Below are 13,667 nucleotides of genomic sequence, written 5' to 3' on the forward strand. Positions count from 1 at the left end.
GCCACTTACCTCCCACTGCGTCAACACCAGGTACTGCTGCATGTTCTCTCCTTTTGCTCCTTGCCCAGACAGTTTAGGCTGTTGGCATGCATTACCCCGAGCTCCACCAACACTTTGCGGAAACACTCCCAGGCATGGTCGGCACGGTGGCGCCCACGCACTTCCCCAACGCCCAGGTGAGCTACCTCAACGAGTCAGTCGCGTCCGAGCTCGACCTCGACACGGAGTGGCTCCGAAGCGATGAGGGCGTCGCCTGGATGTGCGGTGCCACAGGCGGGGTGGCAACTGCCTACGCCGGCCATCAATTCGGCGCGTTCGTGCCCCTGCTTGGCGACGGCCGCGCAACCCTCCTCGGCGACCGCAACCGGTACGAGATCCAGCTCAAGGGAAGCGGGCGCACCCCTTTCTCCCGCCCGGGCTCCGACGGGAAGGGCCCACTGACCGCAATGCTGCGCGAGTACCTGGTCTCGGAGCATATGCACGCGATCGGTGTTCCAACCACACGCGCACTGGCCGTTATCAGTACCGGGGAGACGATCATGCGCAACAGTGGCCCCGTTCCAGCAGGCATCGTGGTCCGCGTCGCGCGCTCCCACCTACGCGTTGGCTCGGTGCAGTACGCAGCAACTCAGTCCCATGAACTCTTGGAAGCCGTCGTGCACGCCGCGGGTTTCGATGCTGCGGAAAGGCTGCTGGAAGGGGTCGTCGACAAGCAACTTGAACTGGTAGCGCAGTGGATGCGCTACGGGTTCGTGCACGGCGTCATGAACACGGACAACACCGCGCTCAGCGGCGAAACCATCGACTACGGCCCCTGCGCTTTCACCCAAGGGTTTGACCCGCACTCATGCTTCTCATCCATCGATCGGCATGGGCGCTACTGCTTCGGAGCCCAGCCAAACGTGATCGCATGGAATCTAGTGCGACTCGCGGAAGGGCTCTTGCCACTGATGCCGGAATCGCGGGCCAACGAGATCCTTACCACTATCCCTGAGCGCTGGGAGGGCGCCACCAAGCGCTGGTTCGGACCGGAAGGCCTCGATGCGGTAGTAGGTGTCGACGACCTCGCCGCCTACAACCGTAAACACGGTGTGAACGGACGCCCAGGTCCGTTGTATGTGCCGAAAAACTTCGCGCTACAAGACGCACTCGACGCGGTCGAGCACGTTGGCGACTACAGTCCGTTCACCGCTTTGCTCCAGGCAGTCACCCACCCATACGACCAGGATGCCGGGGAGCCGTGGATGCTCGAGAAGGAACCTGACGGCGCATTCACGACGTTCTGCGGAACGTAAAAGCCACACGGCGCCGGTACAACCGGAAGCCGTGTGGCCGATACTTTCAAGCGGCTACTACGCCTGCAGACCAAGCGTCTTTTGCGTCCACTCCCACTGCTTCTCATACGCCGCCTTGTCATCGCGCAGCGATACGCCGTAGGTCGGGAACATCTCGCGCAACTTGTCGCCCCAGGAGACCATGCGCTCGCCGAAGCAGCGCTCCAGCAGCTCAATCATCGCAGCCGGGGTAATCGACGCACCCGGCGACGCACCCAGGATGCCCGCGATCGTGCCGTCCTGGTCGTTGACCAGCGCGGTACCGAACTCGAGCGAACCAAACTTCGGTGCACGTGCAGGCTTAATCACCTGGACACGCTGGCCTGCGACAGCCACATCCCAGTCGGCAGGGTTTACCTCCGGGTAGTACTGACGCAGCACGTCGATCTTGCCGTCAAAATCGCGGAAGACTTCCTCCACCAGGTACTTCACCAAGCCGATGTTTGACGCAGCGACACCAAGGTAGGACGGAATGTTATCCGGACGAATCGACTTAAACAGGTCCAAGTACGAGCCCTTCTTCAAGAACTTCGGGCTCCAACCACCGTACGGGCCAAACAGTAGTGACTGCTCACCGTCAACAACACGGAGGTCAAGGTGAGGAACAGACATTGGGGGCGCGCCCACCTTTGCCTTGCCGTACACCTTCGCCTGGTGCTGCGCGACCAGCTCCTGGTTGTTGGTACGCAGCCACATGCCGGAAATCGGGAACCCGGCGTAACCATGCACCTCCGGCACGCCTGCCTTACGCAACAAGTCGAGCGCGTAACCACCCGCACCCACGAACACGAAACGCGCACGCGCGACATGCTTGTCGCCTGTGTGGACATTGCGGACGGTGACATTCCACAGCTTGCCCTCGCGCTTAAGATTCACTACTTCGTGCCCATAGTGGATCTGGGTACCAGCCTTCTCGGAGGCGTCGAAAAACTGGCGAGTCAGCGCACCGTAGTTAATGTCAGTACCCGCGTCCATCCAGGAAATTGCAACAGGCTCAGCACCAAAGTCGCGGCCCTTCGCCATCAGAGGAAGCTTCTCAGCAAACTTATCTTCATCCGCCGAGAACTGCATCCCCGGGAACATGTGGTTCGCAGACAAGGCCTCGTAACGGCGACGCAGGTAGTCTATCTGGTCCTGCCCCTGCGCGAACGAAACGTGTGGGACTGGGTGAATGAACTCGCTTGGGTCCCCCAACTTGCCATTGTCGATCTGATGGGACCAGAACTGGCGCGCGATCTGGAACTTCTCATTAATCGCGAGCGCCTTTGTAATCTGAATCTGCCCATTCTTTTCAGGCGTGTAGTTCAACTCACACAGCGCAGAGTGCCCGGTACCCGCGTTGTTGAGCGGGTACGAGGACTCTTGCGCTGGCCCCTCAAGTCGCTCATACACTGCTTGAGTCCACTCCGGCTCAAGCTCCCGGATCATTGCTCCCAGCGTGGCACTCATAATTCCGGCGCCGATATGCAGTACGTCAACCTCATCAACGTACTGGATGTTGCCCGTCTCAGACATTAGTAATATTCCCTCTTCGATCCATATCGTTGTACGAGTGCAACGCACATTTCAGGCAGGTGCGTAACCTCTCTAACCATACGCTTGTTGGCTGAACAGTTTCCACCTTACGTTACCCCTTATGCCCACATTTTGTGTTTGCTTCACACTTGCAGCCACCCCACCCCCTACACCCGCCCCCACCCCCTAGACCAAATGGCAAACATGGCTACTTGCGCAGCCCAAGCAAGTTCCTAGCCAGTCCGTTACCATTCCTACATGGCCAAAATTAGGAGCAACCACTGGCAACCAGACATATTGGGGGACGGATTCGAACAACTTACGCTCCCCCTCGGGGAAGACCCTGATACCCACCAGCCGGTCGTAGCGACACTCGTACGAATGACCTCGCCACCGCCGCCCAAACCGGGACAACCAGCCCTGCTCTGGATTCATGGCATGTCCGATTACTTTTTCCAGGATCATGTGGCCGAACACTTCCACGAACAGGGTTATCCATTTTATGCACTCGACCTTCGTCGCTGCGGGCGCTCGCGCCAGCGCGGCGAGCGCTGGCACTACACCCGGGACATGTCCCACTATTTCCCGGAAATCACGAAGGCGGTGCAGTACGTAGCCCAGGAACACGGCCAGGTGGTACTCCTCGCACACTCTACGGGTGGTCTTATCGCGCCTCTATGGGCCGATGAGATGCGCCGTAACAACCCCGAAGTCCACGATCTAATAGCGGGCATCATTCTGAACAGCCCCTGGCTAGACTTGCAGTTTCCGAAAGCGCTGACGACGGCATTCAAACCAGTCATTAATGTTTTGGGGCGAGTGGTCCCACTGCTCCCGCTCCCCGGCGGAAGTCTTACGGCCTACGGTAAATCTCTCCACTACGAGGATCATGGTTCATGGTCCTTCAACAAGCAGTGGAAGCCGATCTCTGGGCATCGGAAATATTTCGGCTGGATGCGCGCTGTAATCCAGGCGCAGGCAAAGATTCACTCGGGGACGATCAACGCGGGCGTCCCAACCCTGGTCCTGCATTCCTCGCATTCTTTTTTGAAAGACGAGTACACCCCAGCTGCTGATACCGCGGATACCATCTTGGACGTCGACCAGATCAGCTACTGGGCACCCCACGTTGCGGACGACACCACCACCATCGCCATCGATGGTGCCCGCCACGACGTGTTCCTCTCTGAGCCGTACTCACGCACAGCCGCCTATCGCGCCTCCATCCAGTGGCTGCAGACCCTCACAACACCTAAGGAGTAACCAATGAGCATTCACGTAGACGAACACTTTGACCTCATTATTATTGGCACCGGTTCCGGTAACTCGATCCTTACGCCAGAGTTCGACGATAAGAAGGTAGCCATCGTCGAGGAAGGTACTTTCGGCGGCACGTGTCTGAACGTCGGCTGTATTCCTACAAAGATGTACGTCCTCGCCGCCGACGCCGCCTACCAGGCCCGCACTTCCAAGAAGCTCGGTGTTGACCTCGAATATCGAGGCGTCGATTGGCCATCCATCATCGACCGTGTCTTCACCGAGCGCATCGACAAGATCGCTGAGGGCGGCGAAGCCTACCGCCGCGGCGACGAGTGCCCCAACGTCACCGTCTTCGACAAGCACGCCACCTTCGTCGGCCCCAAAACACTCTCAACAGGCATCGGCGACGAAGCTCGCACCATTTCCGCAGACGAGATCGTGATCGCGGCGGGCTCCCGCCCATTCATCCCCGAGTGGGCAAGGAACGTGCCCTTCCACACAAACGAGGACATCATGCGCCTTCCGGAGCTTCCCAAGTCCCTGACCATCGTTGGCGGCGGTTTCATCGCCATGGAGTTCGCCCACGTCTTCGATGCCCTAGGTACCAAAGTCACTGTGGTGAACCGCTCACCATTCCTCCGCGCCTTAGATAAGGACATCACGCAGCGCTTCAATAAACTCGCCCAAAAGCGTTTCGACGTCCACTTCGGCACCGTCCGCGACGCCCAGCACAACGAAGACGGCGTAACCCTCACGCTCGACGACGGCGCCACCATCACCAGCGAGCACCTCCTGATCGGCATGGGACGCATCCCGAACGGCGACCTGATGTCGCTTGAGGCATCCGGCATCGATATGGAAGATGATGGTCGCGTGGCCGTCGATAGTTACGGGCGCACCTCCTGCCCTGGCGTGTGGGCCCTCGGCGACGTGTCCTCGCCGTACCAACTCAAGCATGTAGCCAACGCGGAGATGCGTGCCGTGCGACACAACCTCCTCGCGGCAATGAATGACACCCCCGAGTCCGAGTACCGCGTCATGCCTCACGAGCACGTCCCCTTCGCCGTCTTCACGGAGCCACAGATCGCCACCGTTGGCCTCACGGAGAAGGAGGCACGAGACGAAGGCTACGACGTGACCGTGAAGCAACAGAACTACGGTGACGTTGCCTACGGCTGGGCGCTCGAGGACACTTCAGGCATCGTCAAGCTTGTCGCCGACAGGAAAACTGGGAGACTCCTGGGAGCCCACCTTATTGGTCCACAGGCCTCCACGCTCATCCAACAACTGATCACGATCATGGCGTTCGACATGGACCTTCGGGAGGTTGTGCGCAAGCAATACTGGATCCACCCCGCCTTGCCGGAGGTCATCGAGAACGCAATTCTTGGTCTTGACCTTGCATTTATCGGCGAGTAAAACTTGCCGCCACCCCAAAACGGGGTGACACTAGACTTAGGCAAGGCACCCCTAATAGCTGCACGCATTTTCCCAGGTGACCTAACCACATGTAACGCATGTGACACGCGCGACGATTCCCCTGTTGGTGCAGCAGGCCATACGCGGGCTTACTGAAAGTTCTCTCACGGATTTTTTGGGATAACTTGTGCAATCTTGCCCGCGTTGGTCTAAAGTAGGTCACCGACACCGGGCAGAGTCCACATGGGGCTTGCTATCGGTCCTAGAACCTTCACGGTTCTGGATTTCTCCGAACTTCCACCCGGACGTCTTGTAAGTAACTATCAGAGAAGGATTTCGTTTCATGCGTAATTTCCGTAAGGCAGCCCTCGCAGGCGCTACCGCTGTCGCTGTAGCATTCGGCTCCGCAACCGTCGCTATTGCTGATGAGGCAAAGACCACTGAGACCACCGTGTCGCACCCAACCGAGGTCGTCGAGGTCAAGGATGCTGAGGGCAGCCTGTCCTCCAAGATCGGCAAGGGCCTCGGCGCTTGGGAACCGACTAAGGACGGCAAGGTCCAGAAGAACGGTGCTGACGGCCGTGCAATCTTCGGAATCAAGAAGAAGGAGCAGGGCTGGGACGGACAGCCGGATTGGGCAAAGGCAGGCTACTTCATCACCGTGTTCACCTCCGTCGCTGCAGCAGTCGGCCTGATCATTGGACCTGCGTACAACTTCCTTGTTCACGGTCTGCCAGCAGCCAAGTAAGTAATCGCGGATTTCCGCAACTGAATCAATAAATTTCGAAAGAAGGAAACTCAATGCGTAACTTCCGCACCGCAGCTGTTGCTTCCGCAACCGCACTGACCGTTGCTCTCGGTGGCATTGCTACCGCTTCTGCAGCAGACGGCAAAGCTCCCGTAAAGGAAACCAAGGTAACGACCACCACCACCAACACTCCTAAGCCTAAGGCTGACCGCCAGGTTATCTTCACCGGTAAGCAGGACGGCGACAAGGACTTCTCCAAGGTTGTCTCCGACGGCACCAAGGGCCTGTTCAACAATGGTGGCTCGTCTCACTACTTCGACCAGAAGGTGAACGGCGAGAAGGACATGGATCGACCATTCTACATCACCGATGCTTTCGGTAAGAAGACCGACGCTGCAGCTGTTCCGCAGTGGGCACGATACTGGATCGACGGCACCGTCATCGCTGGTATCGGCGCACTGGTTGGCCTGATCATCGCTGGCTTCAACTTCGCTTCCTACAACGGCCTGATCAAGCTCTAAGATCAGCCTCTTAGGAAACACCACTGCCCTGTCGCTACACGCGACAGGGCAGTTTTCGTTTCGGCAAAATAAAACCGCGGCTGGTGCCTTACGACAAGCACCAGCCGCGGTTCAGCACGTTCAGGAACTGTTTATGCTCCCAACATCAGCTGGCCCTCAGCAACGTCCTTATCCGGAATGGTGAGGATCTCGTTGCCACTCTCAGTAATGACCAAGGTGTGCTCGAACTGAGCGGAGAATTTCCCGTCGCGGTTCTGCACAGTCCAGCCATTATCCCAAATGTCATACGGCAGCGCGCCGAGGTTGATCATCGGCTCGATAGTCAGCGTCATCCCCGGCTCCAGGATGTCCCGGTATGCGTCCGAGTCGTAGTGAAGAACTACAAGTCCGTTATGGAACGTTGGGCCAACCCCATGGCCGGTAAAGTCGGTGACCACGTTGTAGCCGAAGCGCTTCGCATAGGACTCGATAACCCTGCCGATCACGTTGATCTCACGGCCAGGCTTCGCCACCTTGATACCGCGCATCATCGCCTCGTACGTGCGCTGGACCAGATCCTTATGCTCCTGGGAGACATCGCCAGCGAGGAACGTCGCATTCGTATCACCGTGGACACCATTCTTATACGCGGTGACGTCAATGTTGACGATGTCACCGTCCTCAATAACGGTGGTATCCGGGATGCCATGGCACACGATCTCGTTCAAAGACACGCAGCAGGACTTCGGGAAGCCGCGGTAGCCAAGCGTGGACGGGTATGCACCGTGGTCAAGCATGTACTCGTGGGCGACGCGGTCGATCTCGTCGGTTGTCACACCAGGCTTCACTGCAGCACCCGCAACCGCCAAAGCATTCGCGGCGATCTTGGAGCTCTCGCGCATCTTCTCGATTGTCTCGGCGTCCTGCACGTACGGCTCGCCGATGTTTTCCTGTACGTCGCCCTTCCAGGCGTACTCGGGACGCTCAATGTCCTTCGGAACCTTCCGGATTGGGGTGGACGCTTCTTGCTTTAGTTTTCCTCGTTTGCTCATGCGCCCCATAGTAGTACCTGCCTACTGAGGTCGAACTAACCCCCGCGCGACTGGTCGAGATTCACCAGCATCGAATTCGTCAACGCGACTGCAGCCTCCGAGCCGCCGCCAAGCACGACCAAGGCAGCGAATGCTATGTCATCGTCGACACGGTAGCCGGTGAACCAAGAATGTGAGCCCTGGTTGATTTCGGCTTCACCGGTCTTGCCGCGAATATCACCACCGGCGGTCATCCCCGCCGCGGTACCCCCCGGAGCGGTCACCGCCGCCATCATTTCCTGCAGCTGGTGCCATGCCTCATCCGGCATACGAGGCGCCGACTCGCTCAGCTCAGTTTCTGCTCCCTTAATCAGGTATGGAGTCGGCATTGAGCCATTCGCGGCAGACGCAGCCACGAGCGCCATCCCGAACGGGCTCGCAAGGTCATGGCCCTGTCCGTATCCAGCCTCTGTTCGGTCGAGTGGCTCCTCGCCTACCGGGATGGAGCCGGTGATCGTCTCCAGGCCAGGGATCTTCATATCGAGTCCAAGCCCGAACTGCTTGCCGATATCTCGAAGCTCACCCGGGGCGAGCTTCGTCGAAATGTCGGCGAATGTCGTGTTGCACGAGTGCGCAAATGCCGACTGTAGTGAGACGTTGCCGAGAGAGAATCCGGCGTAGTTCGTCACGGTCCTGCCATAGAGGTTCATGGTACCCGGGCAGGGCACGGTACTACCCGGAGTAAGGGCCTGGCGCTCGAGGCCTGCCGCGGCGGTAATGATCTTAAACGTCGATCCCGGTGGGTACTGGCCCATCGTGGCAAGATTGCCTTCACGGTCAGCGTCACGAGTCTGTGCAACGGCAAGCACCGCACCATCCGACGGGCGGATAGCAACAATCATTGCCTGCCGCCCCGCGTAGGGCTCCAACGCTCGTTCAGCTGCCAATTGCACGCTGTGGTCAAGGCTTACCTCAATAGCTGGAGCGGGTGCAGGTGCGTGTCGCTCAACGTCTTCCAACACGGCGCCGTGCTCGTTGACCACGCTCACGCTCCAGCCGTCGTCACCGATAAGGTCCTCGCGAACCAACTCACCAACGCGGGCAAGCATATCCGGCGCAAAATCAGGTTCGATGTTGACCATGGCCGCTTCTTCGTTGATGCGCACTCCAGGCACGGAGCTAAACGCCGCCTTAGCGGCGTCACCGAACTCCGCAGGCACCATCGCAACCGAATACGTTCCCTGAGCCTGGGCGAGGTTCTGTTCGAGCTCGTCGGCCGGAATGTCTGCCACGGCAGAAGATTTGCCACGGGCATCTTGGAGGAAGGACGAAATACGGCGTGCGGTGTCCGGAATGTCACGCACGGCATGCTTCTCAACCAGAATGCGGAACGCAGTACCAGGCCGCAGCAGCTCTACCCCATCGGAGGAGACAACGCTCGCCTTGGATGCGGCCACAGGGCGCAGTTCCAGATGTTGCTGCGCACCAAGACGTGGGTGCAAAATGCTGGGCTGCCAACGAACGGTCCACTTCTCGCCGATCTGGGTCAGCGTCATGTGCGAGTCATACTCGACCGTACGTTCTTTCGGCAGGCCCCACCTCAAGTGGTACGAGACGGTAGCTAGGTTGTCACTTTGATTGACGTCGTTGATCGTCGCCTCCAGCGCCTCAGCTTGGAGCCCTTCGACCGTTTCTAGGAATGATGCGTTGGCGTCGGAGGGGACGTCGACAAGATCTTGAAAATTAGACCCGTCAAGACTCACGAGGGCGTCAAGAAACTCACGAGCGACGGGCTCAACATCATTCGGGCGCGGTGTGCAGGCGGTGGCCAGCGCGCCCGTGAAAACTACGCTCAGGAGCAAAGCGAGGAGACGTTGCATGGACCTAAAATACCAAGGTCACTGAGCAAACGTCGCCTGCGCCACTCCCCGCGAGCAGACTATCTAGCGCGTAACCTTGACTTCTGCGCGTGCGCCCTCGACCTCTTCGAGCCCCTCTTCCTCAGCAATTCGCTGCGCATGGGCAATGAGCGTCTCGACGATCTTCGACTCAGGAACGGTCTCAACAACCTCGCCCTTCACGAAGATCTGCCCCTTGCCATTGCCGGAAGCCACGCCCAGATCGGCGTCGCGGGCCTCGCCAGGACCATTGACGACGCAACCCATGACAGCTACGCGCAGCGGGTACTCCATGCCCTCGAGGCCTGCAGTCACTTCCTCAGCGAGCTTGTACACATCCACCTGTGCGCGGCCACAGGACGGGCAGGAGACAATCTCAAGCTTTCGCGGGCGCAGGTTCAGCGACTGCAAAATCTGGTCACCGACCTTGATCTCCTCCACCGGGTCCGCAGAGAGCGAAACGCGAATTGTATCGCCGATGCCCTGTGAAAGCAGCGCGCCAAATGCGACGGAGGACTTAATAGTGCCCATGAACTTCGGGCCGGCCTCAGTCACGCCGAGGTGCAACGGGTAGTCGGTCTTCTCAGCGAGCTGGCGGTACGCCTCCACCATGAGCACTGGGTCAGAGTGCTTCACGGAGATGGCGATATCGCCGTAGCCGTACTCCTCGAACAGGCCAGCCTCATAGATCGCGGATTCAACCAACGCCTCAGGGGTGGCCCGGCCATACTTCTCCAGCAGGCGCTTATCGAGCGAGCCACCATTGACACCAATGCGAATCGGGATACCAGCGTCCCCTGCAGCCTTAGCGACTTCCTTCACACGACCATCAAACTCTTTAATGTTGCCCGGGTTCACTCGCACGGCAGCACACCCGGCATCGATCGCTGCGAAGATGTACTTCGGCTGGAAATGGATGTCCGCAATCACCGGGATAGGTGACTTCGCCGCAATCGCTGGAAGAGCATCTGCGTCAACGGTCTTCGGGCAGGCAATGCGCACAATGTCACAGCCCGCGGTAGCCAGCTGCGCGATCTGCTGCAGCGTAGCGTTAATGTCGTGCGTCTTCGTCGTGGTCATGGACTGGACCGTGATCGGGTGATCCGACCCAACTCCCACACCGCCAACCATCAGCTGACGAGTCTTTCGACGAGGTGCGAGCGTTGGCGCTGGGCCTTCAGGAATACCTAAACCGATGGGAAGATTCATAGTTGCTTACTCTAGCACTGCTACCCAAACAGCTTGATTGGGTTCACCACATCCGCAAGCATCACAAATACACCAATCGTCAGCAGTGCAGCGGCCATCGCGTATGTCACCGGCATCAGCTTGCGGTAGTCCGCAGGGCCACCAGGCTCGAGCCCCCGCAACCTGCGATGCGCATCCCTAATCTTCTCATACAGGACTACTGCTATATGCCCACCATCCAGGGGCGGCAAAGGAATCAAGTTGAACAGCGCGAGGAAGAAGTTGAGACTCGCCAACATCATCCAGAACATCGACCACAAGCTTTGTTGCGCTAACTCCCCGCCTGCGCGAGAAGCGCCGATGACACTAACTGGACCGTCAAGCTCTCGCTCAGCACCAAAAACTGAAGCCACAACACCAGGAATCTTCGACGGGAACGCGATAAGCCCCTGGACAGTCGCATTCAGCATCTGGCCCGTAAACGCAGCCGTAGCTGGCACAGCCTCGAGCGGACCGAACTGGCGCATCGCGTCTTCCACTGGCGCACTAGTGACACCTATCGCCCCCGCTTCAAAGGACGCACCGGTCGCTGGATCGATCCTGGACACGGTCGCGAGTGGAACTGCAATATCAAGCTCTTGCTCGTTACGCATCACAGTAAGCGTGACTGTTTCCCCCGGACGCTGCATCACATAATCCCTCAACGCGGGGAACGTAGCGAGCTCCTCCCCATCAACGGCGAGTAGCTTATCCCCTTCACGCAAACCTGCATCATAGCCAGGCCCATTACCGGTGCATTCTCCCAGATGAGTCTCATCAATCTGGTCGGGAGCGCACTGCAGCTCACCCACAGTTGGTGTCCGGTCGGCGTACGGGTTCGGAATCGCCGCGAAGATCGCCACGAAGTACAGCACCACAACCCCGATCAGCAGGTTCATCGCGATGCCACCGCTGAGCACCGCAATTCGCTGCCACCACGGCTTGCGGTACATCGCAACAGGCGCTTCGTCAGCGGTGACAGGATCCTGCGCGGTCATCCCTGCGATATCGCAAAATCCGCCCAGAGGGAGAGCCGCAATGCCGTACTCCGTCTCCCCCTTCTTGACGGACCACACTTTCGGCCCAAAGCCCACAAAATACCTCCGCACGCGCATCCCAAACGCGCGTGCGGTAAACATGTGGCCTGCCTCGTGGAGCGCGATAGAGACTGTAATACCCAGGGCAAAAAGTATGATTCCTACAACGCCCACTCGCTGCTCCTTGCCTTTCAGGCTGGTTTACAGCTGGGCGATTACTTCCTTTGCCGCCCGGCGTGCACCAGCATCCACGTGAAGAATATCTTCGATAGATGTCGGCGCAAAAGCAAACGCCCCTGCCGCGTCAAGGACATAGTCAATCACGTCAACGATGTGCGGGAACCGAATCTTGCCTGCAAGAAATGCTTCCACCGCCACCTCATTCGCAGCGTTGTACACCGCCGGGTACGGGTCCCCCATCGCGGAGGCTTCCCGCGCGAGACGAACGGCGGGGAAAGCTTCGTCGTCGAGCGGCTCAAACGTCCACTCACTCGCCTGCGAAAAGTCCAGCGCTGGCTGTGCACCCGGGATACGCTCCGGCCAAGCAAGGGCGTGGGAGATCGGCAACATCATCGACGGCGGCGAAGCTTGCGCAATCGTCGCACCATCGGCAAACGTGATAGCCGAGTGCACAATCGACTGCGGGTGCACCACGACATCAATAATGTCGGGCGCAATACCAAACAGCAGCGTCGCCTCGATCAGCTCCAGTCCCTTGTTCACCATCGTGGCGGAGTTCAAGGTGTTCATAGTGCCCATCGACCACGTCGGGTGCTGCCCGGCCTGCTGCGGAGTTGCCTCCATCATCTGCTCGCGGGTCCACCCCCGGAACGGGCCTCCCGAAGCAGTAAGGACGAACCGTGAAACGTCAGCACGGCTCCCTGCGCGCAGGCATTGGGCCATCGCAGAGTGCTCAGAATCGACCGGCACGAGCTGTCCAGGCTTCACCTTCTCCATGACGAATTGACCGCCAGCGACCAGCGATTCCTTGTTCGCCAGAGCTAGCACGCCATCCTTGCGAAGCGTCGCAAGCGTCGACTCAAGACCGGCGGAACCGACAAGTGCATTTAACACGATGTCTGCATCTTGCATTTCAACAAGAACCGCAGCGGCGTCCTCACCTGTGATAATGACATCACCCACAGCGTGAGAAACGTCTTTCGCAGGGTCGAGCTGCTGCACTGCAATTTGTTCTGGGCGCAGATTGAACTCCTGTGCCTGCTGGATAACAAGCTCAGGGTTGTGCCCTGCTGCCGCGATGCCGACAACCTCAAAGTCTTCAGGGTGCTTCCGAATGATATCGAGAGCCTGTGTGCCGATAGAGCCTGTCGATCCAAGAATCAGAACCTTTTTCACAACCTCCATTGTGGCACGTCACGGCAAAAATAGATACTTAGTTTCTCCTTAAAGTATTTTTGACCACCGCTCGTCGTGGTGCATACACAAGATGTGCACATACGACCGTGGGGATACTCTGTCATTCCCGCCACCACACATCGCACCCACGAGCGCACCTCCCCCGCTGGCCCTCACGTACATGATGCGAAAGTTTGAACTCATTGGGGGCTACACAGTGCCATCGCGCCCTGCAATATGAAAAGATAATGCACAGTACACACAGATTTAGCATGTCTGCCGTCGGGCGCATACACAATAATGCGAACCGATGCGGACGACTACAGCTCAAGGAGAATGGCA

11 protein-coding genes are annotated in these 13,667 nt (G+C 58.6%); 5 read left to right on the forward strand and 6 right to left on the reverse strand.

The genetic code is table 11. The annotated features are described in order from the left end of the window. The first annotated feature begins 86 nt into the window (after positions 1 to 86). Entirely contained in the window at positions 87 to 1,295 is a 1,209-nt protein-coding gene (locus ACXIUA_RS04880) for a protein adenylyltransferase SelO family protein (RefSeq protein WP_457976272.1), read from the forward strand. A gap of 57 nt (positions 1,296 to 1,352) precedes the next feature. On the opposite strand, the gene mqo is transcribed toward ACXIUA_RS04880, so the two are convergent. Continuing rightward, the gene (gene mqo, locus ACXIUA_RS04885) at positions 1,353 to 2,849 is read right to left on the reverse strand and encodes a malate dehydrogenase (quinone) (RefSeq protein ID WP_284804546.1); all 1,497 of its coding nucleotides are present in this window, start codon (positions 2,847 to 2,849) and stop codon (positions 1,353 to 1,355) included. A 258-nt stretch (positions 2,850 to 3,107) separates the two neighbouring features. Here mqo and ACXIUA_RS04890 point away from each other — a divergent pair, with 258 nt between their 5' ends. The 4 genes from ACXIUA_RS04890 (at position 3,108) to ACXIUA_RS04905 (ending at position 6,797) form a co-directional block, all read left to right on the forward strand. Then, complete coding sequence (locus ACXIUA_RS04890; protein ID WP_457976273.1) at positions 3,108 to 4,112, forward strand: alpha/beta hydrolase; 1,005 nt, start codon at positions 3,108 to 3,110, stop codon at positions 4,110 to 4,112. A 3-nt stretch (positions 4,113 to 4,115) separates the two neighbouring features. Then, on the forward strand, positions 4,116 to 5,528 hold the full coding sequence (gene mtr, locus ACXIUA_RS04895; RefSeq protein WP_457976274.1) for a mycothione reductase: 1,413 nt from the start codon (positions 4,116 to 4,118) through the stop codon (positions 5,526 to 5,528). 343 nt (positions 5,529 to 5,871) lie between these two features. Continuing rightward, positions 5,872 to 6,276, forward strand: a complete 405-nt coding sequence (locus ACXIUA_RS04900; protein WP_457976275.1) for a hypothetical protein — start codon at positions 5,872 to 5,874, stop codon at positions 6,274 to 6,276. Positions 6,277 to 6,329: 53 nt separating this feature from the next. Beyond that, entirely contained in the window at positions 6,330 to 6,797 is a 468-nt protein-coding gene (locus ACXIUA_RS04905) for a hypothetical protein (protein ID WP_457976276.1), read from the forward strand. 131 nt (positions 6,798 to 6,928) lie between these two features. On the opposite strand, the gene map is transcribed toward ACXIUA_RS04905, so the two are convergent. From map to dxr, 5 genes are all read right to left on the reverse strand, one after another. After that, positions 6,929 to 7,828, reverse strand: coding sequence for a type I methionyl aminopeptidase (gene map / locus ACXIUA_RS04910; RefSeq protein WP_457976277.1), 900 nt, complete (start codon positions 7,826 to 7,828; stop codon positions 6,929 to 6,931). Positions 7,829 to 7,863: 35 nt separating this feature from the next. Beyond that, on the reverse strand, positions 7,864 to 9,687 hold the full coding sequence (locus tag ACXIUA_RS04915) for a penicillin-binding transpeptidase domain-containing protein (RefSeq protein ID WP_256059545.1): 1,824 nt from the start codon (positions 9,685 to 9,687) through the stop codon (positions 7,864 to 7,866). A 63-nt stretch (positions 9,688 to 9,750) separates the two neighbouring features. Continuing rightward, positions 9,751 to 10,914: a flavodoxin-dependent (E)-4-hydroxy-3-methylbut-2-enyl-diphosphate synthase gene (gene ispG, locus ACXIUA_RS04920; protein ID WP_070362289.1), complete on the reverse strand. Its 1,164-nt coding sequence runs from the start codon at positions 10,912 to 10,914 to the stop codon at positions 9,751 to 9,753. Positions 10,915 to 10,934: 20 nt separating this feature from the next. After that, positions 10,935 to 12,143: a M50 family metallopeptidase gene (locus tag ACXIUA_RS04925; protein ID WP_457976278.1), complete on the reverse strand. Its 1,209-nt coding sequence runs from the start codon at positions 12,141 to 12,143 to the stop codon at positions 10,935 to 10,937. A 27-nt stretch (positions 12,144 to 12,170) separates the two neighbouring features. Next, complete coding sequence (dxr, locus tag ACXIUA_RS04930) at positions 12,171 to 13,334, reverse strand: 1-deoxy-D-xylulose-5-phosphate reductoisomerase (RefSeq protein WP_457976279.1); 1,164 nt, start codon at positions 13,332 to 13,334, stop codon at positions 12,171 to 12,173. Positions 13,335 to 13,667: the final 333 nt, after the last annotated feature.

The sequence above is a fragment of the Corynebacterium sp. UMB8791 genome (assembly GCF_054166365.1).